This window comes from Olsenella uli (assembly GCF_016900775.1).
GTDB lineage: Bacteria > Actinomycetota > Coriobacteriia > Coriobacteriales > Atopobiaceae > Thermophilibacter > Thermophilibacter uli_A.
The window spans coordinates 30656-51757 of the sequence record NZ_JACJKN010000001.1 but is presented as its reverse complement, the minus strand read 5'-3'; the positions used below and the strand labels follow the sequence as shown (position 1 = coordinate 51757).

Genomic DNA, 21102 nt, shown 5'->3' with positions numbered 1-21102 from the left:
GCGATGGACGCTATCAGGCAAGGTGCGGCGGGTGTCGCCGTCGAGGACATTCAGGAGCGGCTCGGGTCGCTCGGCTATGCGATTGACGCCGTCGAGCGCGAGCACAGCTCGTTTGGGCCCTCGACCTCCACGGCCGTCGCGCGCTTTCGCATCGACCACGGCCTCCCCCTCGGCGACGAGGTGGACACCGCAACGTGGTCCCTGCTCGTCGACGAGTGCTACCAGCTCGGAGACCGCACCCTCTACCTGCGCCTCCCCAACTTTCACGGCAACGACGTCCGTCAGCTCCAGGAGCGCCTCAACATCCTCGGGTTCTCCTGCGGCGAGCCCGACGGCACCTACGGCGTCCACACCGAGGCCGCGGTGAAGCTCTTCCAGGAGAGCATCGGCGTGCTTGCGGACGGCATGGCCTTCCCCGACACCTTCGACGCCATCGAGCGCCTCCGTCACGTCTGGGCCGGCAAGCCCGCCGACGGCCCCCACCCGATGGGCGGCATGGGCTTCGCACGCGCGGCCAGCGTGCTCGAGAACGCACGCATCGCCATCACCGCCGAGGACCCGATCTCCCGCAACGTCGCGGGACGCATCTGGAACCTCGCGCACGCGACGATCGACTCCTGCGGGATCGACCTTCTTGGCGCACCGGAGGCCGCAAGCCCCGACGCTCAGGCCCTTCTCGTCCTCTCCGCCTCCGCGCTGCCCGAGAACGTGGCGTCCGGCGTCGGGAACGTCATGCTCGATGACTTTGAGACGCTCCCTCCGCGCCTGCGCACCGCGATCCAGAGCTCGCACGCCACGCCGCCCACGGCGCGCATCGAGCTCCCCGTTGGCAGCTCGGCCTTCACGGTGGGGGACGCCCAGACCTTCGCCGTCATCCTCCTCGACGCCATCTGCGCCGCCCTCGACGGACTCGAGCTCACCTGACAAAGGTGCCAGGGGCGTTTGTCATCATCTCCGCCGACGAGTGACGCGCGGGCGCCATCCGCGGACAAAGAAAGCCGAGGCACGCATCATCCCCATCGCAAAGCGGCCCCGCCTCCCAACGGAGACGGGGCCGCGCTACGTCTGGCAGGGGTAGTAGGATTCGAACCCACATTGATGGCACCAAAAACCACTGTCCTAACCATTGGACGATACCCCTGTGCCTGCGCATTGTACCAAGAAACGGGAGCGGCCGAGAAGGACGGCGCTACCGCTTCCCCGGCACCATGGTAAGCGAGATCTTCCCCCGGTCGCGATCCACGCGCTCAACCCAGACCTTCACGGTGTCCCCCACGGCAACCACGTCGCTCGGGTGCTTGACGAAGCGGTTGGCCAGCTTGGAGATGTGCACAAGGCCGTCCTGGTGCACGCCCACGTCCACGAACGCGCCAAAGTCGACGACGTTGCGTACCGTGCCCGTGAGCTCCATGCCAGGCTGGAGGTCGTCAATCGAGAGCGCGGCGCGGCTGAAGACGGGCTCCGGAGCGTCATCGCGCGGGTCGCGCCCCGGCTTCTTGAGCTCGGCCACGATATCAATGAGGGTGAGCACGCCGCAGCCCAGCTCGCCGGCGAGTACGCCCACACTGCCCACGCGGCGCTCGATGTCGGGCACGCCGCCGCGCGTGAGCTCGTCCGCGCCCACGCCCGCGCGCTCGAGCAGCGCCGTGGCCACGTCGTAGCTCTCCGGGTGCACGGCCGTGGCGTCAAGCGGGTTCTTGCCGCCCGTGATGCGCAGGAAGCCCGCCGCGTTCTGGAACGCCTTGGGGCCGAGCTGGGGCACCTTCTTGAGCTCGCGGCGGTCCGTGAAGGCGCCATGTTCTTCTCGGTACGCCACGATGTTGCGCGCCACGGCGGACGTGATGCCGGAGACGTAGCCCAAAAGGCTCGCGCTCGCGGTGTTGACGTCCACGCCCACGCGGTTGACCACGTCCTCCACCACGTAGCCCAGCGTGCGCGCGAGCTCCGTCTGGTCGAGGTCGTGCTGGTACTGACCCACGCCGATGGACTGGGGCGGAATCTTCACGAGCTCCGCGAGCGGATCCTGCAGGCGCCGCCCCAGGCTCATGGCGCCGCGCGTGGTGACGTCGAGGTCCGGGTACTCCTGGCTCGCGAGCTCGGAGGCCGAGTAGACCGAGGCGCCCGCCTCGTTGACGATCGTGTAGCGCAGCTCCGGCGCGGACTCGGCGATGAACTCGGAGACGACCTCCTCGGTCTCGTGGCTGGCCGTGCCGTTGCCGATGACGATGGTGTTGATCGCGTACTTCTCGGCCAGACGCCTGAGCTCGCGCTTGGTGCCCGCGACGTCGTGGCGCGGCTTGGTGGGATAGACCACGCCGTGGTCGAGCAGCTTGCCCGTCTCGTCAAGCACCGCCACCTTGCAGCCGGTGCGGTAGCCCGGGTCGAGCGAGATGATGCGCGCACCGCGCACCGGCCGCGCGGAGAGCAGCCCCTCGAGGTTCTTGGCAAAGACCTTGATTGCGTCCGTCTGGGCACGCACGGTGAGGCGGGCGCGGACCTCGCGCTCGAGCGAGGGTGCCATCAGGCGCTTGTAGCCATCCGCGATGGCGGCATCAAAGACCGGCGCAAAGACGCCCTGGCGGCGCGGCCAGCGCGCGCCGAGGCGGGCCACCGCCGCGGCCTCGTCCACGCGGACGCGCACGCGGAGCTTCTCCTCGCGCTCGCCGCGGTCGATGGCCAGCACGCGGTGGTTGGGAATCTTGGCGGCGGGCTCGGCGAAGTCGTAGTAGGGCTCGTAGGGGGTCTTCTCGTCCGCGTCCGTGGCAACGGAGACGATGTCGGCCGTGGCCTCGGTGAAGGCGCGCAGGTCGGCCACGTTCTCGGCGTCCTCGGCCACGACCTCCGCCACGATGTCCTGGGCTCCGGCGAGCGCCTTCTCCGGCGTGTCAAAGCCGGCCTCGGCCGCCTCCGGCGTCACGAAGCGCGCGGCCTCGTCGAGCGCGGAGCCCTTGGTGGACATCTGCATGAAGATCATGTTGGCCAGCGGCTCGAGCCCCGCCTCGCGCGCCTTCTGCGCGCGCGTCATGCGCTTCTTGCGGTAGGGCTTGTAGAGGTCCTCCACGCGCTGGAGCTGCGTGGCGGCCATGATCTCTGCCTCGAGCTCGGGCGTGAGCTTGCCCTGGGCGTCAATGAGGAGAAGGACGTCCTGCTTGCGCTTCTCGAGGTTGCGCAGATAGGAAAGGCGCTCGTCAAGGGCGCGCAGGGCGACGTCGTCCATGCCGCCCGTGGCCTCCTTGCGGTAGCGCGCGATGAACGGGATGGTGTTGCCCTCGTCGATGAGCTTGACGGCAGCCTCGACGGCCTCCGGCTTGAGGTTGAGCTCCTCTGCGAGCGTGGCGATAAGGTCCATGTGGTTGCAGCTCCCGTGGTTGCATGCGTGCAAGAGTCACCTAGCATAGCGGTCTGACGTTCCTCTCGCCCGCCAAACCTCGCAGGTGGTCTGAGTTTCAACGCTTTTACATTAATCTCATTAACCAGAAATTGATGCAAGAGACACTAGGTGTGAGGTTTTGAAGAGACGCGGGCGAGAAGAACGCGCAAATCCTAGCGATCCAGCTCTTCCATGGAGTAGGTCGCATACCCCTCGTAGCGATAGCTGGCGTCGATGCCCTTCATGTAGACCTGGCGGTCAACAACGGCGTCCGTCAGCGCCTCTTTGAGCGGGAGCTTTATCTCCCTATCGCGCACGGGACTCCGCTCCATGGCAAGCGGGCAGTCCCCTCGGTCCACCTGGCTCCAATCAACGACTACGCCAAGCTCATGTTTGAGCATGCAGTCGAGCCAGATGCGAGCGCTCCGTCCGTTGCCCTCCCGGAAGGGGTGGGCAACGTTCATCTCCACGTACTTCTCGACAATCTGGTCAAACGTGGACTGGGGCATCTTGTCGATTGCCCTGAGGGCCGAGTCCAGATACATCACGGATGCAAAGCGAAAGCTGCCCTTGGAGTGTTCACCGTGCGCGGCTCGCCGGCAAACTCGTAGATGTCTTGGAGCAGATAGCCGTGAATCTTGGCGATCCCGGCAAAGGTCCCGACCTCAAGGGAGCTAAGAAGCCCCGTGTCGTACAGCTCGAGGGCACGGAGCTTGGTCAGGCGCTCCCCCTCACGAGCGAGCTCGACGTCACTGGTAATCCCGAGCTTGCTCTCAAGGATCATCGAGCACACCTCCGAGGCCGCACGCTGCGAATGCTTGTATCTACTGTACCTTGCGAGGCCCAGCGAGAAGAACGCCAGCCCCGTTACTCCCGCGGCGTGATGACGACCTTGAGGCAGCCGTCCTCGTGCGCCTCGAAGGCACGATAGGCGTCCAAGATATCGTTCAGCGGGTAGCGACGCGAGATGAGGAGGCTTGTATCCAGCTTGCCCGCGGCAATGAGCGCCATCACCTCGTCGAGGCCGCACGCGTCCACGCCGCCGGTCTTGAACGTGAGGTTCTTGCCGTACATGCTCGGCAGTGGCAGGGTCTGGTCACGCTCATACATGGCGGAGAGCACCACGGCGGCGTTGGGCCGGGCGATGCGCCACGCCATCTCGAAGGTGTCGTCGCCGCCCGCAGCCTCGATCACGGCATCCGCGCCGCGCCCGCCGGTCGCCGCGCGCACGAGGCGCTCAACATCATCGAGGTCTTTCTCGGCAGGGCTGATGGCAACATCCGCAAGGCCGCGCTCCCGCGCGAGCTCAAGACGCGGCTCGTCCACATCAAGGGCAATGACCTGCGACGGGCTGGCCAGCCGCGCGCACATCATGGTGGTGAGCCCCACCGGGCCCGCCCCGATCACCGCGACGGTGGAGTCGGGCTCTATCTCCGCCAGACGCGCTCCCCACCAGCCCGTGGCCAGGATGTCACCCAGAAAGAGCGCGTCCTCGTCCGAGACGCCGTCCGGAATGCGCGTAAAGGCGTTGTCAGCATACGGCACGCGCACGTACTCCGCCTGGCAGCCGTCGATGGTGCAGCCCAGAAGCCAGCCGCCGCGCTCGCAGTTGTTGACCCAGCCGCGCCGGCAGAAGAAGCACTCGCCGCAGAAGGTCTCGCAGTTCACGGCCACGCGGTCGCCGGGCGAGAAGGACCTCACGCCCGAGCCCACCTCCTCGACCACGCCCACGAACTCGTGGCCAAGCACCGTGTCCGGCTTGGCGCGCGGCACGGCGCCGCGCATGATGTGCAGGTCGCTCGTACAGATGGTCGAGCGCGTCACCCGCACGATGGCGTCCGTGGGCTCCGCCAGCCGCGGACGCGGCCGGTCGAGAAGCGCGATGTTTCCCTGGCCGTCATGCACCAGCGCTTTCATGAGGTCCTCCTTGGCAGGATGGGCTTTGGGGCATCGTAGCACGCTGCCGGGCGGCCGAGCTGAGACGCAGTTGAAATCGCCCCGGATACAAATAAGATATTTTATCTACTTCTAGAGAATGTACCAACCGTGACTAATCGGTCATTTCCGCGCTCCGGAGTCTGATTACCACATGGTTTTGAATGTGATAAATTGTAAAATCAAATCAGCTCTTGTCCCGGGAGCACTCACCAAGGCCAGCCGCGGCGCGCACGAGAAGACCCGTGAGTGGTCGAACCTGCCGGATTCAGCCTCGCCAGCATCAGAAAGTAGAAAAGGAGGCTGCAGAACTTCCGCGACTCCCTGTCAACGCACCTAATTTGGTTAAATTTTCTATTCCTACTCAGTAATCAAATCGTGCATGCCCATGGTCTCTCGTCTACGTGGTGTGCTGTCGTCTCCCCATTTACCAAAATCAGGCGGTTTTCGGATGCCTGAACTAAACTCAATAATAAACTCAACGGAGCCGCTTCTTCTCATTGGCTTGCGGAGTTGGGACCGCCGAGCAGCGCGTCAATCGGCGTGATACAATAATCACATTGTGAAAAGCCTTTGGGCTTTTAGCGGTCGTGGGCGCCTGCGCCTTCGACCGCATTTTTGTGGCATCCACGAGCTTTTACCTACTCGGCCCAAAAGGCAGAGAGGTAAAAGTAGGTTCGAGTGGGTAAGGGTGGCCAGTAAACAACCCGACCATCATCAGAATAGAAGCCCGCAGCTCAGCTCCATGACATGCCGTCTTGCAAAGCGATTGGAGCGGGTAAGAGTAGGACAAGTAGGTAAGAGTAACTTCCTAGTAGCCTGCCCCCACTGAAACGTTCGGTTGCGCCGGCCCGAACGTCCGGCCCTCCCTGATCAGCTCCGTCACGTTCTCGTGCACGATGCCGCCGCGGTGCTGAATGGGGTCGCTACGCGTGATGACGAACTTAGGCCAGTTGTCACGAATCTGCTCGAGCGGACGGTACTCGCGGTCCTCGGTCTTCCGATCGTTCATTATGGTCATCGCCACCTGCACGTAGGCGTACTCCATCTCGGGCGACCGCAGGACGAAGTCGCACTCGAGCTTGCCGATGCGCCCCACGCTCACCTCGTAGCCCAGGCTCCGGGCGTAGTTGTATACGATGTTCTCGAGCACGGACCCATAGTTGATGCGGTTGTCCGTGTTGAGCGCGAAGTAGAAGCTGAGGTCGGCGAGGTAGTACTTCTGCTCGCCCTGGAGAGACTTGCGCGACTTCATGTCGAAGCGCGCGCATTTGCTGATGATCTTGGCGTCCTCGAGTATCTGGAGGTAGCGGTTGAGCGTCTCGCGCTTGATGCGAATGCCCTGCTGCTCGAGGTCCGAGAGGATGTTCGTGAGCGAGGTTGTCGCGCCGAAGTTGTTGATGACGTAGTCGCGCACCCGGTTGAAGACCGAGACGTTCTTCACCTTCACGCGCCGGCGGATGTCCTTCTCGAAAATCTCCCTGATGACGGAGCTCACGTAGACGCGCTTGTCGGCCATCTTGGGATAGTCGAGCGCCTTGGGAAAGCCTCCCTCAAGGATGTAGCGGTCGAGCTCGGCCACGGGGTTGGAATCGACCGCCTGCCCAAGGAAGCGCTTCATCTCTTGGTACTCCTTGAAGCTGAGCGTCTGCACCTCGAACTCGACGTAGCGCCCCGTTAGCTTGGTGGCCAGCTCGCCAGAGAGCAGGTAGGAGTTCGAGCCGGTAATGAAGATGGAGAATCCACCCTCGGCGCGGAACTCGTTCACGACCTCCTCGAAACCCTCGACGTTCTGTATCTCGTCGATGAAGAGGTACTTTATGCCATCGATCTTGAGCGCGGGCTTAATCAGCGCCTCGAGTTGGTCTGGCGTCTTCACCGAGTGGAAGCCATACCGATCGAGGTCGAGGTAGATGATGCGGTCCTCCCGGACCCCTGTCTCCTTGAGCTCCTCGGCGATGGTCTGCATGAGGCACGACTTGCCGCACCGGCGCACTCCGGTGAGCACCTTTATCACGCCGTCATCGTGATAGAACCCGCGGATCTTCTCGAGGTAGTTATCTCGCTTGAACAAACGCATACTGGCCCCAATCTCTCAATTGGGGCCAGTATAGCGAATGCCGAGTTTATCGGGGTATTTTTATCAGAATTGACGATTTATACCCCCATAACTGACAGATTTGCTATTCCCACTCTATCGTGGCGGGCGGCTTGGGCGTGACGTCATACACCACGCGGTTCACGCCCGGCACCTCGGCCACAATCCGCGAGGAGATGCGGCCGATCACATCGTACGGCAGCTTCGCCCAGTCCGCGGTCATCGCGTCGCTCGACTCCACGGCGCGCACGATCACCGGGCGCGCGTAGGTGCGCTCGTCGCCCATGACGCCCACGCTGCGGATGTCCGGCAGCACGGCAAAGTACTGCCAGCAGCTGTGCTCGGAGTTGCGCTCGCCGGTCTCCTCGAAGAGGCGCTCGTTGTAGGCGTCCAGCTCCTCGCGCACGATGGCGTCGGCGTTCTTGAGAATCTCCAGCTTCTCGGAGGTCACCTCGCCGATGATGCGGATCGCCAGGCCCGGGCCCGGGAACGGTTGACGGTAGACCATGCGGTCCGGCAGGCCCAGCGCCACGCCCAGCTCGCGCACCTCATCCTTGAAGAAGTGATCGAGCGGCTCGATGAGGTCAAAGTGCACGCCCTCGGGGAAGGGGATCAGGTTGTGGTGGCTCTTGATCGTGGACGCCTTGCCGCCCGTCTTGCGCGCGCCGGACTCGATGATGTCCGGGTAGATGGTGCCCTGCGCGAGCATCTCCACGCCGCCGATGCGCTGCGCCTCGTCGAAGAAGACCTTCCAGAACTCGGAGCCAATCCGACGGCGCTTCTCCTCCGGCTCGGTCACGCCGGCGAGCAGGCGCTCGTAGCGCTGCTCGGCGTGCACGTGCACGAGCGGCACCTGGAACTGGTCGCGGAAGACCTCCTCGACCATCTCCGGCTCGCCCTTGCGCAGCATCCCGTGGTTCACAAAGACGCAGGTCAGCTGGTCGCCAATCGCGCGGTGCACGAGCGCGGCCACCACGGAGGAGTCCACGCCGCCGGAAAGGCCCAGAATGACCTTGCGGTCGCCCACCTGCGCGCGAATCTCCGCGACCTTCTCGTCAATGATGTTGTCCATGGTCCACGTGGCCTCAAGCCCGCAGATGCCAAAGAGGAAGTTCTCCAGCAGCGTGCGCCCGTGCTCGGTGTGGCGCACCTCCGGGTGGAACTGCGTGGAGTACAGCTTGCGAGAGGCGCACTCCATGGACGCCACCGGGCACACGTCCGTGGACGAGGTGACAACAAACCCCTCGGGCACGCGGCTCACGGCGTCGCGGTGGCTCATCCACACGGTCTGCTCGTCGGGCGTCCCCGCAAAGAGCGCGGACTCGCCGCTGCGCACGACCTGCGCCGGCCCGTACTCGCCCACCTCGGAGTGCGCGACCTCGCCGCCCAGCGTCACTGCCATGATCTGGTGGCCGTAGCAAAAGCCCAGCACGGGCACGCCCAGCGAGAAGATCTTGGGGTCCACGCTCGGCGCGTCCTCGGCATACACGCTCGCCGGGCCGCCGGAGAGGATCAGCGCGGAGGGAGCCATCGCCGCAAGCTCCTCGGCCGAGATGTCGCAGGGCACGATCTCCGAGTACACGTGCAGGTCGCGCACGCGGCGCGCGATCAGCTGCCCGTACTGGGCGCCAAAGTCCAGGACCGCCACGAACTGCTTGGGCGTAGCCTCGCTCATAGAACCTCCGGTCTTCTCGCCACGCGCCGCCGGCGCGCGATGGGCACAAATCTTTACCATTATTGCATTTTCGTAAGAGTCCGCACGATTCCGCTGGTCTTCATGCGCCTTACATCTTGCTTTCGTATCATTCTGAGATTGTATCTATGCCGCTTGCGGGGCCCTCACGCCCCCTACGACAGAAGGGTCCCTCGTGCCCGACAGGAAAAAGCACAAGCGCATGACCAGCGCGGAGCAGGCGCGCCTCTCGGAGAGCCGCTACGGAGGGGTGTCGCAGCCGCAGCCCGTCGTGCAGACCCACGGCTCCGGCCGCCGCTCCGCCCCTGCGGGCAGCGCGGTGAGGAGCGCGCCCTCGCGCGCCGACGGCGTTGACGCCTACAAGCGCCGCCAGCGCCGGAAGGGCCGCGGGCGCGTCCTGAAGGTCTTCCTCATCACCGTCCTCGTTCTTCTCGCCGGCGCGGGCAGCGCGCTCGGGCTCTACCTGGCGGACATCAACAGCCGCCTCAACGAGGGCGTCTCCGCGGAGCTCCGCCAGCAGCTCGTGGCCGTGGAGCCCCAGGAGCCCTTCTACATGCTGCTCCTGGGCGTGGACAAGAGCGAGGGCCGCTCGGAGGAGTGGGGCGCGGACGCCTCCAACTTCCGCGCCGACACCATCATCCTCGCGCGCGTGGACCCGCCCGGGCAGAAGGTGACGCTCGTCTCCATCCCGCGCGACACGATGGTCGACATGGGTGCCAACGGCGAGCAGAAGATCAACGCCGCCTACTCCTTCGGCGGTGCGGCCTACATGGTCGACGTGGTCTCGGACTTTGCGGGCGTCGACATCTCCCACTATGCCGAGATTGACTTCGAGCAGCTCATCTCCATCGTCGACACCATCGGCGGCATCGAGGTCACGCTGCCCGTCGCCGTGCAGGACGACTACGCCGTCATCGACCTTCCCGCCGGCACCCAGACCCTCAACGGCGCCGAGGCGCTCGGCCTCTGCCGCGCGCGCCACGCCTACGACGAGTACGGCGGCGGCGACTTCTACCGCGCCGCCAACCAGCGCATGGTCATCGGCGCCATCGTGAAGAAGGTCCTCTCGCTCGGCGACCTCACCACCATGGCCGCCACGGTCTCGGAGCTTGCCAACAGCGTGACCACGGACTTCGGCGTGACCGACATCGTGGGCCTCGTGGGCCAATTCCGCAGCTTTGACGTGGACAACAACATGTACTCCGGCCAGGTTCCCACCATCTCCGAGTACATCAACAACCTCTGGTACGAGATCGTGGACGAGGACGCCTGGGACACCATGATGGAGCGCGTCAAGGCCGGCGAGTCCCCGTACTCGGACGCCAGCCAGGACTTCACCGCGGGCGTCGCGGGCTCCATCGGCGGCGGCACCAACATCTCGGACGGCAGCGGAACCTCCGCGGACTCCAATGACTCCACCGACGCGGGCGAGCCCTCGGTCGAGCCCACCTACTCCGGGGACGTCATCGTCCTCAATGCGGCCGGCATCGCCGGGCTCGCGGGCAACACGGCGACGGACCTCGCCGTGGCGGGCTTCGACGCGGTCTCCGGCAACGCGGACGAGAGCGGCGTCACCACTACCAAGATCTACTACAACGGGGACGCCGAGGACGTCGCCGCGGGCGTGGCCAAGACGCTTGGCCTCAGCACCTCGCAGATTCACAAGAACGACGGGACCTACTCCACGGAGTACGACGTCGTCGCCATCCTGGGCTCCGACCTCGGGTAGCGCCAGACGAGAAGAACGGCGACTCGCGCCCCGCACGCACACAGCGTGTGGGGCGCACTCATTTTTCCCAGACGGTAAGGCCCGCCACTACGACGAGGCCCCGACGGCCCCACTCGCAAAGGTTCCTGAGCGCCCAGCGCGAAGCACCTTTGCGAGTGGGGCCGTCGGGGCCAACCCGCGGCGTAAATGACGGCCGCTACACGTTGAAGCGGAAGTGCATCACGTCGCCGTCCTGCACCACGTAGTCCTTGCCCTCCATGCGGAGCTTGCCGGCGTTCTTGCACCCAGCCTCGCCGCCAAGCGTGACGTAGTCCTCGTAGCTTGCCACCTCGGCCTTGATGAAGCCACGCTCAAAGTCGGAGTGGATGACGCCCGCGGCCTCGGGGGCCTTGGCGCCCACGCGCACGGTCCAGGCCTTGACCTCCATCTCGCCCGCGGTGAAGTAGCTCTGGAGGCCCAGGAGGCGATACGCCGCCTGGGCGAGCGTCTCCAGGCCGGAGCGCTCAAGGCCAAGGTCTGCCAGGTACTCGGCGGCCTCCTCGGGCTCGAGCTCGGAGAGCTCGGCCTCCACCTTGGCGCAGATGGGAATCGGCGTCACGCCGTCGATGGGGGCGAGCTCCTCGCCCAGCTGGTCCTCGTCCACGTTGGCCACGTAGAGGATCGGCTTCATCGTGAGCAGGAAGAGGCCCTTGGTCTCGGCGCGCTCCTCGTCGGTCATCTCCATCGTCGCGGCGCGGTTGCCCTCGTTCAGCCAGTCCAGCAGGCGGCGCGCCACGTCGGCCTTGGCCGCAAGCTCCTTGTCGCGCTTGGCCTCCTTCTCCAGGCGCGGCAGCTGCTTCTCCAGGGACTGGATGTCCGCGAGGATGAGCTCGGTCATGATGGTCTCGGCATCGCCCGCGGGGTCGACGAAGTCGCCCACGCGCCCCACCTCGCGCATGACGTTGGGGTCTGAGAAGTAGCGCACGACTTCGCAGATGGCATCGGCCTCGCGGATGTTGGCCAGGAACTGGTTGCCCAGGCCCTCGCCCTCGTTGGCCCCCTTCACGAGCCCCGCGATGTCCACGAACTCCACCGTGGCCGGCACGATGCGCCCGGGGTGCACGATCTCGGCGAGCTTGCCCAGGCGCTCGTCGGGCACGTCGACGATGCCCACGTTGGGGTCGATCGTGGCGAAGGGGTAGTTGGCCGCGAGGCCGCCCTTCTTGGTGAGCGCGGTGAAAAGCGTCGACTTGCCCACGTTGGGCAGGCCCACGATGCCAATGGAAAGCGACACGTCCTTCTCCTTACTTCTTGCTCTTCTCGGCGGCGAGGCTGGCGGGGGCGTCGGAGTCGTCAAGCTTCTCCAGCACGTCCGCCACGCGGTTCAGCTGCTTCTTCCCCTGGTCGAGGTACTTTGCCGCCTGCTCCTTGGCCTGCGCCTTCTTGCGCGCGACCTCCTCGGCCACCTTGTCCGGCACCACGAGCTCGTGCACGTCCATCGGCTCCATGGAAAGCGCCCCGTCCGCGCACACGGCCACGCAGGCCCCGCAGCTCACGCAGTAGGGGCTGCGTACCGTGACGCGGCCCTTCTTGTCGAGGTCGATGGCACGGGTGGTGCACGCCTTGGCGCAGTCCCCGCACATGGTGCAGAGCGACGAGTCGCACACCGGGACCTCGAGCCTCACCAGGTCGGCAAGCCCCTCGTCGTGCTGGAGCGCGCCCATCATGAGCTTGCGGCTCTGCGTGAGCATGCGCTGGCGGTTGGCGGACGTCTTGGCGCCCACGGCGGCCTCGAGCTCGCGCTGCAGGCGGTCGAGCCGCTTGGAGTGGTCGGAGATCTTCTGGGCCACCGCCTTGGCGCCGGCGAGCGCCGGGTTGGTCCGCGTGACGAGGCGCTCGGCCGAGTGGATGGCCCCGCTCACGAACTGGCTGCGCTTGTAGGCGCGCGTGAGCTCGTGCGTGAGCGCCGCGTCCTCGACCTCGAGGCCAAGCGCCGCGTCCGCCCACTCCTCCGCAGTGCCGATGGCGTCGGTGTAGACCTCCTCGCCCGTGGTGGTGCGGCAGCGATCGCAGATGCCCACCGGCAGGTAGACGTTGATGTTGTCGTAGTCCGCAAGGAGCGAGAACCACAGGTCGCGCGGGACGGCCCCCACGCACGCGAGCACGATCTCGTTCTCCTTGGGCACGCGCCTGAGCGCGCGCGTGCACGTGACGTAGCACTGCTCGTAGGCCGAGGCCGCGCGGGCGATCTTGTCATAGACCTGGCGCGGCGTGTGGCGGCGCGTGGAGAACGTCTCGGTGGGGCACACCGCGGCGCACAGCCCGCACTTGCGGCAGTCGTCGCCGAGAAGGACGGACTGGTTGTGAATCGTGATCGCGTGAACCGGACACGCCTCCAGGCAGCGCGAGCACACGTCCTCGCGCCCGGACGCCACGCGCAGGCACCGGTTGGAGTTGGCGAAGGGCTTCTCCTTGTAGTCCGCGGGGTTGAAGACCTTGCGCTCGGTCTCGCCCGTAATCGAGCTCACCATCGAGCTGGGCAGGTCCGAGAGCGCGCGCCAGTCGCTCTGCAGGTCGATAAGCTCGTCCAGAAAGTCGCGCTTCTCCGCCACGTGAGTCCTCTCCACTCGGGTCAGCGCCCCGGGGCAAGCGTCGCCCGGAGCAACATTTGATTGTACGCCATGCAGGGCCCACGGGCCCGCGCGGCGCCCCTATCCGAGCGGCGGCATCGGCTCCCAGGTGGGGTCGTGGAGGATCCGCCGGGCCTCGCGGTGCCCCGCGAGGAGCCGCCGCATGCCCGAGGCCATATGTGAGCGGTCCACGATCAAGATCCGGCAGAGCTCCTTCGCAAAGGTGAGCAGCGTCCCCAGGGCAAAGCCGGGCGCGCTGTAGTCCCCGTGGAGCATGAAGTAGCGCGCCAGGTAGCCGCGGTTGCGCGTGATGTAGTAGCGCGTCATGTCCGAGGTCGAGTTGAGCTGGCGCACGGACCCCACGGCCTGGTTGGCCACCTCGCGGCGGCGCGAGAGCACGTAGTCCGGCACGTAGTAGACGGGCGTCACCTTGCTGGCCAGGTAGCCGTAGAGGGCGTCGTCCAGGTAGATGAAGAAGCGGGCGTCCGGCAGGCCGATCTTCTCGACCACCCCGCGCGAGAAGAACCCGCCCTCAAAGCAGAGGGCGTTGCACAGCTTGTAGCGCTCGCCGGGACGCCAGCCGTCGCGCGAGAAGGGGTTGTAGATCGCCAGGCGCGGCCAGAAGCGGTGCTGCCAGAAGAAGTGCCCGTCGTCGAAGTCCCGGCGCAGGCCCATCACGGCCTCGGCCTCCTCGCTCCAGCGCCCGAGCGTCTCCAGGCCGTCGGGCTCCACGGCCACGTCGTCGTCCATGACCCAGAACCACTCGGCGCCCAGCTCAAAGGCCCGACGCACGCCCTCTGAGAAGCCGCCGGAGCCGCCGGTGTTCTCCTCCATGGGGTCGTAGGCCACGCGCGAGACGCCGCCCTCGGCGTCCGGGTCGTCCGTCGTGTCGCCCCAGAGCGCGCGGGCGCGCTCCGAGAACCCCTCCACGATCCGCGCCGTCTCGGGGGAGTTCTCGTTGTCCACCACCACCACGCGCCACGGCGCCACGGTAAGCCCCAGGATGGACTCGAGAAGGCCCGCGAGAAGGCCCTGGCGCTTGAAGGTCACGATGACGATTGCGGGACGCCTCATCCCCCCACCTCTCACTCCGCCGCGGGCCAGCGCCCGGCACGACACAGTCCGTATAGTATAGGGTACGTCTACTCGGCGGATGACAGGGGGGCACATGGGCGATTTCCAGACGCGCGGCGGGGGCGGCCTCGTCTCGGTGGTCATCCCCATCTACAACGTGGCGGAGACGCTCGACGAGTGCCTGGCGAGCGTCGAGGCGCAGACGCACGAGGAGCTCGAGATCATCTGCGTGAACGACGGCTCCGCGGACGGGTCGGCCGCCATCGTCCACGAGCACGCCGCCCACGACTCGCGCATCGTGGTCGTGGACAAGCGCAACGAGGGCTACGGCGCCTCCTGCAACCGGGGGATCTCCATCGCGCGCGGAACGTGGGTCGCCATCGTGGAGCCCGACGACGCGCTCGAGCCCACCTGGTTCGCCGACCTCGTCGCCTGTGCCGAGGCGCATGGCGGCGCCGAGGGCGTCGACGTGGTGAAGGCCCCGTACTGGCGTGAGCTCCCCGCCCAGGGCGGCGGCGCGCCCACGCGCGTGGTCTGCCCCTACGCGGGTCGGGTGCGGCCCAAGTCGCAGCCCTTCCCCATAGGCGACGGCATCGAGCTTCTGCTCCACCACCCCGCCATCTGGGCCGCGCTCTACCGGCGCGGCTACCTTGTCGAGAAGGGCATTCGCTTTCTCGAGGTCCCCGGCGCGGGCTGGGCGGACAACCCCTTCCTCGTGGAGACCCTCTGCCGCACGAGCCGCATCGCCTACACGGAGCGTCCCGGCTACCGCTATCGCGAGCGCGACCTCAACGAGGCGGAGGCCTTCGCCGCGCGCTCGCCGCTCGTCCCCCTCACGCGCTGGAACGACATGATGGACACGGCGGCGCTCGCCAACGTGAGCGACCCGCGCGTCCTCGACGCGCTCGCCGTGCGCGGCGTCAACTACGCGCTCATCACCGTCAGCGCGGTCGGCGAGAGGGACGAGGAGGTCAACGCCCTTCTCGCCAGCTCGATGGAGCGGCTTGACGAGGGCCTGGTCTTCCGCAGCGCGCGCATCAGCCCGGCCGGCAAGCGCCTCTTCGCGCGCGTGCGCGGGCTCGAGGCGCCGCGCGCGGCCAACCTCCCCTACTACGCGCACCTCGTCGGCGAGGCGGCCTATCGCCTGCGCGCCAACGGGCCCGCCTTCGTGCTCGAGACGCTGCGCCGGCGCCGCGAGGGCGGCCGGGTGTAGTCGCGGCAGGCGGACTGGCCAGGTCTCGGTCGCATAACCTGACAAATCGGGGCAATTTCGCGCGGAAATGTCGCCTTATGCGACCTCGCGCCCCCTACTCCCCGCGCACCACCGTCCTGAGGCCGGCCGCCTCGCAGCGCGCGACCACCTCCGCCACGTCCCGCTCGGAGAGCTGCGGCACGTCGCGCAGGCCGTAGGCGCGGCCGAGAGAGTCGTACTTGCCCTGCCCCAGCTGGTGGAATGGGAGCACGTCAACGCGCGTTATGCCCAGCTCGCAGATGCGCGCCACGTTGGCCTCCACGCAGGCGGTGTCGTCGGTGAACCCGGGGATGACGGGCATCCGGGCGACCACGCGCCCGCCGGCGCCAAGAACGGCGCGCACGTTGGCATCGCGCACGTCGGGGTCGATGCCCGTCGCCTCGAGGCTGCGCGCCCGGTCTGCGATCTTGAAGTCCACGAGGAACGCGTCGCACGCCGCCACGAGCCGTCCCACGTCGGCCAGCGGCACGGCAAGCGTCGACTCGATGGCCGTCGAGACGCCCTCCTCGTGGCAGGCCTCCAGAAACGCGCAGAGGAAGTCCTGGTAGAGCAGGCACTCGCCGCCCGAGACCGTCACCCCGCCGCCGCTCTCCTCAAAGAAGGACCGGTCGCGCACCACTTCGGCCACAAGCTCCCCCACGCCGCGCGTCCGGCCAAGAAGCTCCTTGGCGCCCGTAGGGCAGTCCTCGGGCGGGGTCTGGCAGAGGCCGCCCCCGACGCGCGGCGAGCAGCGGATGCAGAGCCGCTCCTTGAACGAGACCTCCGGCTCGCCCGAGAGGTTCTCGGGGTTGCAGCACCACGGGCAGCGGAAGGGACACCCCTTGAGAAAGACCACCGTGCGGATGCCCCCGCCGTCGTGAAGCGAGAAGCGCTGCACGTTGGTGATGGTGGCCACAACGGGTTTCATGACAATCGCCCCTGTCACCTTTGTCAGGAAAGCTCGTGCTCGGTGCGGTTGATGATGTCGTCCTGGATCGCCTTGGCGAGCTCGACGAACATCGCGGAGTACCCGGCGACGCGCACCACGAGGTCGCGGTGGTTCTCGGGATGGGCCTGGGCGTCGAGGAGCGTGGCGCGATCCACCACGTTGAACTGGATGTGCTGGATCTTGAGCCGGCAGAAGGCGCGCAGGTAGGCCACGAGGCGCGCGATGCCCGCCTCGCCCTCGAGGGTGGACGGCGAGAACTTGACGTTGAGGAGCGACCCGTTGGTGTCGAGCACGTTCTCCAGCTTGGAGACGGAGAGCAGGCTCGCGGTGGGGCCGTTCTTGTCGCGCCCCACCATGGGCGAGAGGCCGCCGTCGGCGAGCTGCTCGCCGGCGCGCCGACCGTCCGGCGTGGCGCCCACGGCGGCGCCGAGCGGAATGTGCGCGGAGACCGTGTAGCTGCCGGGCTGGAAGCGGCCGCCGCGCGCGTTCTCGTAGCGCGCGACCTCCTCGCCGTAGTGCGCGAGGAAGCGGCGGCCTATCTCGTCCACCTCGTCGACGTCGTTGCCGTACTTGGCGTAGCGGTTGATGAAGCGCTGGCGCCACACCTCGTCGCCCTCGCCCTGCCAGTCGCGCTCGAGCATCCCGAGCAGCTGGCGCCACGTGAGCGCGCCCTCCTCGAAGACGGCCCTCTTCACCACGTAGAGCGAGTCGGCAAGGTTGGCCGTGCCCACGCCCTGCACGCCGGACGGGTTGTAGCGGGCGCCGCCGGAGGTGATGTCCGCGCCACGCTCGAGGGAGTCGTGCACGAGCACGGAGAGCAGCGGCGTGGGTGAGGTCTCGCGATGCGCCTCGTCGCAGACGTTGCAGCCGCGCACCATGAGGGCCACGTAGTGATCGATGGTGCGCTCGACCTCGCGCTCCAGCTCCTCGAAGGAGGCAAGGCCCTCCGGGTGCGCGCGCATGGCCAGCTCCAGGCAGCGCATCATGTTGAACATGCAGATGTCATGCAGGCCGTACATGCGCCCGGGGATGGAGAGCTCCACGCAGCCCACGACGGCATAGTCGCGCGCGTCGGCAAGGCTCACGCCTCGGCGGGTGAAGGACTCGACGTTCACCTCGTCGTTGAAGCACTGCGGCAGGCCGTCCCCCAGGCGGATGATCTCGGCCGCCTTGGCCAGGAGCGCGTCGGGCGTGCCCGCGTGCAGGCGCACGCTGAGGTTGGGCTGCGGCAGACGCGTATCCCTCTGGAGGTCGAGCAGCAGCGCGGAGAGCTCATTCGAGGCGTCGCCGCCCTCGGCGTCCACGCCGCCCACCACGAGGTTGTAGCCCGTGGGAAAGCCCGCGAAGAAACGGGCGCTGTCCGTGGAGCGCACAAAGACGACCGTGTTGGTCTTGAGGTAGAAGCACTGCAGGAGCTCGCGGACCTCCCCCTCCGAGGCGCCCGCCGCGACGCTCGCGTGATAGTACGGCAGCAGGTACTGGTCCATGCGCCCCAGGGAGATGGAGCTCGCGTTGGACTCGTGCTGCAGCGCCACGCAGAGAAGCCAGGTGAGCTGGAGCGCGTCATAGAGGTCGCGGCAGGGCTCCGTCGCCACGTGGGCGAGCACGTCCGCCAGGCGGGAGAGCTCGCGAGCGCGCTCGGGCGTCGAGGCGGGCGCCACGGAGGCATTTGGATCTGCCACGGAACGCCCCAGCGCCGCGTCCCTCACAATGCGCTCGTAGCGGCGGACGTAGTCGATGACGGCACGCACGCACAGGGCGCCCGCCCGGAGGAAGTCGTTTGCGGGCGCGGCGTCGCGACGCGCCTCGACCTCGGCGAGAAGGACCCCGAGGCCGCGGTCGAGCACCTCGCCCACATCCGCGATGATGTGCCCCTGCCCCTTGTCCGTCTGCGCCACGGCGAAGACGCGGTCCCTCTCGGCGGCCGCCACCTCCTCGGGGCGGTGCGCGCGATACCAGTCGTTGAGCGAGCGGCCCGCCCAGAAGGGGTAGAGCACCTCGCGATAGGTCCGCTTGTCCTCCTCGGACACGTCGAAGGTGTCCTGCGGGCGCACGGGAAACTCGTCGAGCTCGTCGAGGATCCAGTACGGCGACATCTCGGGCGAGACCACGCCGGCGCGCGGCTCCTCCGTGCGGTTGCCCGCGAGCAGGTCGTCCCCGTCGATGACGATCCTGTGGCGCTCGAGCACGCGCCGGAACGCCTTCGCCCGGCGCATGACCACGGGCTCGCCCTCCGTCTCAAGATAGCTCTCTCGATAGAGCAGCGCCCGCTCGAGCGAGATCCGGCGCGGGCGGGCGAAGAGGGAGTCCTTGATGCGCTGCGTGCGAGGGGTGAGCATGGTTCCTCCGGCTTTCGTACGTAACCTGAAATAATTCTATACAAAGAGATCAGGCGTGACGTCCGCAATCCCGGGACGAATGAGGGAAATCAGGCGCGTCTGCGCACACACGAGGGGGATGTTCCGCGCCCGTATGGGGGCGAGCATGGCCCGAGCCGCGCTGCCCCGCGGGCGGGCAACGCTCGCCGCTACCTGGGCGCGGTCGGTGTCAATCATCTGCGCCACCAGGCGGCGCTGGTCGGCGGAGCCCATGCGGCTCCCCCTCCCGCAGATGCGCTCGACGCAGTCCATGAGCTGCTCGATATAGCGGTCCTGAATCGCCTCGACGCTTGCGGCGTCCCCGTCGAGCCCCCAGCTCTCGTAGAGGGCGAGAAGGGCGGCGTGCTCCTCCTCGAGCCGCCGATAGCCGTCCACGACGTCCCGGGGGCCGTGCGGGATGCCCCGGGAGACGTGGTAGCGGGCGCCAGCGACCACGGCAACCCGCTCGACCTCGGCGAGGCAGCGCGTCACGAAGGAGTGGTCTGACCCGCTCCCCTGCGAGAAGCGCGCGCCGCTTCGCTCGACGAGCGCGCGCGAGAAGAGCTTGCCGCTTGCGGGGAGGAGCTGCCCCTCCGCGAGGAGCTTCCAGGCGTAGGAGCGAAAGTCATGCTGCGTGGGAAAGGTGCGCGCCTCCGAGGAGACCTCGGCGCGCGCCGAGCGACCTCCGCCGATGGAGAGCGAGAGCGAGAACCCGCCGATGACAAGCTCAAGCGAGCCCGACTCCGCCCGGTCCGCGAGCTCCTCGAGCATCGTGGGGTCGGCCCAGCCGTCAGCGTCAAAGACGAGCAGGTAGTCGCCGCGGGCGCGATCGAGCGCGAGGTTGAGGGCGTCCTGGCGCCCGCACTCCCCCGCCTGCGCCACCGAGACGCGCATGTCCCGGTCCGCAAGCGCCGAGAGCAGGCGCGCCGTCTCGTCCGCCGAGCCGGCGTCCACGACGACAAGTTCGAAGTTTTGGAAGGTCTGGTTCTGGAGGCTCTCCACGGCGCGTCGCACGGTCTTCTCGGCGTCATGGGACACCATGAGCACCGAGACCTTCGGCGATGTCGGCGTGTAATGCGTCATGCCCGCGTCCTTCTGCCCCGTCGCGGGGCAACGTGCCAGACCACGAAATCTAGGGTATCAGGCACGGACGCGCAGCTGAACGCACGCGGAACGCCTTGGCAAAATGAGCACAGTGATGGACGCCGCGTGGACGTCGGGCGCCCCGCGAAAGCGACGGCCCTACGCCGCCGGAACGATGAGCCCGAGCGCGGCACAAAGCTGCACGCGGTCGACGAGCTGAAGCCCGGTCTCGGCCACGTTGCCCTCCTCGTCCGTGACGGTCTCCGGGGCAACCGGGGCCTCCACCACGGAGATGTTGGCCGTCCCCACGGAGGAGAGCGCCTCGGCGAGGGCGAGAAGGCCCGTCGCGTCCATGTCCGTCCGCATCTTGGAGAGCAGGTCGGAGGCCGAGCGCACGAGGTCGGAGGCCCCCGTCCCCGCAATGGCCGCGGCCTCCTCGACAACGTCTCCCGTCGCCACGACCACGTGGTCAAAGCCGGCGCCCGTCGCCTGTGCGAGCGGCGCCACGCACGCGGAGCCGCCGGAGGCGGCGTAGAGGTCCGCCACGGAGTAGGCCGTGTCGTTCGAGGTCACCCGCGTCGCCACCGGCACGTTGGCGAGCACGGCCGTGCCCTGGGTCCGGTTGACGTCCAAGATCCTCACCGCGGAAAGCGATCCCCCGTCGAGGCTGTCCGTCGTGAGGAGAAGGACGGTCTCATGCTCGTCCGCGGAGGCTACGTAGGAGGTTCCCTCGGTGACGTCCGAGGTGGCCTGCCCTGAGAGCGCGTCCGAGAGGCTCACGTCGCCGAGGCGGCTCTCAAGGCTCACGCGCTGCCACACGAGGCTGACCACCAGCGCCGTCGCGGCAAGCGCGACCACGCACACGATGGCGCCGACGATGTTTCGGTACGGGCTTGCCTCCGGGACGTCGGTCCTCTCGAAGCGCCCCCTCTTTCGCAGCGGCATGGGCCTCGCCCTCCCTCATCGCAGCGTTC

The 21102-nt window shown here is 67.2% G+C and carries 16 protein-coding genes and 1 tRNA gene; 3 read left to right on the top strand and 14 right to left on the bottom strand.

What is annotated here, in order from left to right; genetic code table 11:
• Nucleotides 1-3 precede the first annotated feature (3 nt).
• The gene (locus H6A23_RS00305) at nucleotides 4-924 is read left to right on the top strand and encodes a peptidoglycan-binding domain-containing protein (RefSeq protein ID WP_204830209.1); all 921 of its coding nucleotides are present in this window, start codon (nucleotides 4-6) and stop codon (nucleotides 922-924) included.
• A gap of 142 nt (nucleotides 925-1066) precedes the next feature.
• Here the strand turns inward: H6A23_RS00305 and H6A23_RS00300 are convergent.
• The 7 genes from H6A23_RS00300 to guaA all read right to left on the bottom strand — a co-directional run bounded on the left by H6A23_RS00300 (nucleotide 1067) and on the right by guaA (nucleotide 9078).
• Nucleotides 1067-1141: transfer RNA gene (locus tag H6A23_RS00300), tRNA-Gln, on the bottom strand.
• Between the two features lie 48 nt (nucleotides 1142-1189).
• Entirely contained in the window at nucleotides 1190-3349 is a 2160-nt protein-coding gene (locus tag H6A23_RS00295; RefSeq protein WP_204830208.1) for a Tex family protein, read from the bottom strand.
• Between the two features lie 194 nt (nucleotides 3350-3543).
• On the bottom strand, nucleotides 3544-3915 hold the full coding sequence (locus H6A23_RS11770; RefSeq protein WP_435793488.1) for a Fic family protein: 372 nt from the start codon (nucleotides 3913-3915) through the stop codon (nucleotides 3544-3546).
• A complete protein-coding gene (locus tag H6A23_RS11765; RefSeq protein ID WP_435793487.1) occupies nucleotides 3915-4154 on the bottom strand; it encodes a hypothetical protein in 240 nt (79 codons plus the stop codon). The genes H6A23_RS11770 and H6A23_RS11765 overlap by 1 nt, the downstream gene beginning before the upstream one ends.
• An 83-nt stretch (nucleotides 4155-4237) precedes the next feature.
• Complete coding sequence (locus H6A23_RS00285) at nucleotides 4238-5287, bottom strand: alcohol dehydrogenase (RefSeq protein ID WP_204830207.1); 1050 nt, start codon at nucleotides 5285-5287, stop codon at nucleotides 4238-4240.
• 829 nt (nucleotides 5288-6116) lie between these two features.
• Nucleotides 6117-7385 carry an ATP-binding protein gene (locus tag H6A23_RS00280; RefSeq protein WP_204830206.1) on the bottom strand — a complete coding sequence of 423 codons (1269 nt, stop codon included), beginning with the start codon at nucleotides 7383-7385 and terminating at the stop codon, nucleotides 6117-6119.
• Between the two features lie 103 nt (nucleotides 7386-7488).
• Nucleotides 7489-9078 carry a glutamine-hydrolyzing GMP synthase gene (gene guaA, locus H6A23_RS00275; RefSeq protein ID WP_204830205.1) on the bottom strand — a complete coding sequence of 530 codons (1590 nt, stop codon included), beginning with the start codon at nucleotides 9076-9078 and terminating at the stop codon, nucleotides 7489-7491.
• A gap of 193 nt (nucleotides 9079-9271) precedes the next feature.
• Here guaA and H6A23_RS00270 point away from each other — a divergent pair, with 193 nt between their 5' ends.
• Nucleotides 9272-10825, top strand: coding sequence for an LCP family protein (locus H6A23_RS00270; protein ID WP_204830204.1), 1554 nt, complete (start codon nucleotides 9272-9274; stop codon nucleotides 10823-10825).
• A gap of 196 nt (nucleotides 10826-11021) precedes the next feature.
• On the opposite strand, the gene ychF is transcribed toward H6A23_RS00270, so the two are convergent.
• From ychF to H6A23_RS00255, 3 genes are all read right to left on the bottom strand, one after another.
• Nucleotides 11022-12098, bottom strand: a complete 1077-nt coding sequence (gene ychF / locus H6A23_RS00265) for a redox-regulated ATPase YchF (protein WP_204830203.1) — start codon at nucleotides 12096-12098, stop codon at nucleotides 11022-11024.
• A 10-nt stretch (nucleotides 12099-12108) separates the two neighbouring features.
• Nucleotides 12109-13416, bottom strand: a complete 1308-nt coding sequence (locus H6A23_RS00260; protein ID WP_204830202.1) for a 4Fe-4S dicluster domain-containing protein — start codon at nucleotides 13414-13416, stop codon at nucleotides 12109-12111.
• Nucleotides 13417-13515: 99 nt separating this feature from the next.
• Nucleotides 13516-14508 (bottom strand): glycosyltransferase, encoded by a 993-nt coding sequence (locus H6A23_RS00255; RefSeq protein WP_204830201.1) that lies wholly within the window; start codon nucleotides 14506-14508, stop codon nucleotides 13516-13518.
• 94 nt (nucleotides 14509-14602) lie between these two features.
• Here H6A23_RS00255 and H6A23_RS00250 point away from each other — a divergent pair, with 94 nt between their 5' ends.
• Entirely contained in the window at nucleotides 14603-15721 is a 1119-nt protein-coding gene (locus H6A23_RS00250; RefSeq protein ID WP_204830200.1) for a glycosyltransferase family 2 protein, read from the top strand.
• Between the two features lie 94 nt (nucleotides 15722-15815).
• Here the strand turns inward: H6A23_RS00250 and H6A23_RS00245 are convergent, their stop codons facing one another.
• The 4 genes from H6A23_RS00245 to H6A23_RS00230 all read right to left on the bottom strand — a co-directional run bounded on the left by H6A23_RS00245 (nucleotide 15816) and on the right by H6A23_RS00230 (nucleotide 21073).
• Nucleotides 15816-16667: a radical SAM protein gene (locus tag H6A23_RS00245; RefSeq protein ID WP_204830199.1), complete on the bottom strand. Its 852-nt coding sequence runs from the start codon at nucleotides 16665-16667 to the stop codon at nucleotides 15816-15818.
• Nucleotides 16668-16690: 23 nt separating this feature from the next.
• Nucleotides 16691-19027, bottom strand: coding sequence for a formate C-acetyltransferase/glycerol dehydratase family glycyl radical enzyme (locus H6A23_RS00240; RefSeq protein WP_204830198.1), 2337 nt, complete (start codon nucleotides 19025-19027; stop codon nucleotides 16691-16693).
• Nucleotides 19028-19063: 36 nt separating this feature from the next.
• Nucleotides 19064-20128 (bottom strand): glycosyltransferase family 2 protein, encoded by a 1065-nt coding sequence (locus H6A23_RS00235; RefSeq protein WP_204830197.1) that lies wholly within the window; start codon nucleotides 20126-20128, stop codon nucleotides 19064-19066.
• A 159-nt stretch (nucleotides 20129-20287) separates the two neighbouring features.
• Complete coding sequence (locus H6A23_RS00230; RefSeq protein WP_204830196.1) at nucleotides 20288-21073, bottom strand: hypothetical protein; 786 nt, start codon at nucleotides 21071-21073, stop codon at nucleotides 20288-20290.
• Nucleotides 21074-21102 lie beyond the last annotated feature (29 nt).

Coding starts and splice junctions, on each gene's coding strand:
- H6A23_RS00250 (WP_204830200.1), top strand. CDS start 14,603: ATGGGCGATTTCCAGACGCGCGGCGGGGGCGGCCTCGTCTCGGTGGTC.
- H6A23_RS00240 (WP_204830198.1), bottom strand. CDS start 19,027: ATGCTCACCCCTCGCACGCAGCGCATCAAGGACTCCCTCTTCGCCCGC.
- H6A23_RS00245 (WP_204830199.1), bottom strand. CDS start 16,667: ATGAAACCCGTTGTGGCCACCATCACCAACGTGCAGCGCTTCTCGCTT.
- H6A23_RS11770 (WP_435793488.1), bottom strand. CDS start 3,915: ATGTATCTGGACTCGGCCCTCAGGGCAATCGACAAGATGCCCCAGTCC.
- H6A23_RS00285 (WP_204830207.1), bottom strand. CDS start 5,287: ATGAAAGCGCTGGTGCATGACGGCCAGGGAAACATCGCGCTTCTCGAC.
- H6A23_RS00235 (WP_204830197.1), bottom strand. CDS start 20,128: ATGACGCATTACACGCCGACATCGCCGAAGGTCTCGGTGCTCATGGTG.
- H6A23_RS00230 (WP_204830196.1), bottom strand. CDS start 21,073: ATGCCGCTGCGAAAGAGGGGGCGCTTCGAGAGGACCGACGTCCCGGAG.
- H6A23_RS00255 (WP_204830201.1), bottom strand. CDS start 14,508: ATGAGGCGTCCCGCAATCGTCATCGTGACCTTCAAGCGCCAGGGCCTT.
- H6A23_RS00305 (WP_204830209.1), top strand. CDS start 4: ATGGACGCTATCAGGCAAGGTGCGGCGGGTGTCGCCGTCGAGGACATT.
- H6A23_RS11765 (WP_435793487.1), bottom strand. CDS start 4,154: ATGATCCTTGAGAGCAAGCTCGGGATTACCAGTGACGTCGAGCTCGCT.
- H6A23_RS00295 (WP_204830208.1), bottom strand. CDS start 3,349: ATGGACCTTATCGCCACGCTCGCAGAGGAGCTCAACCTCAAGCCGGAG.
- H6A23_RS00280 (WP_204830206.1), bottom strand. CDS start 7,385: ATGCGTTTGTTCAAGCGAGATAACTACCTCGAGAAGATCCGCGGGTTC.
- guaA (WP_204830205.1), bottom strand. CDS start 9,078: ATGAGCGAGGCTACGCCCAAGCAGTTCGTGGCGGTCCTGGACTTTGGC.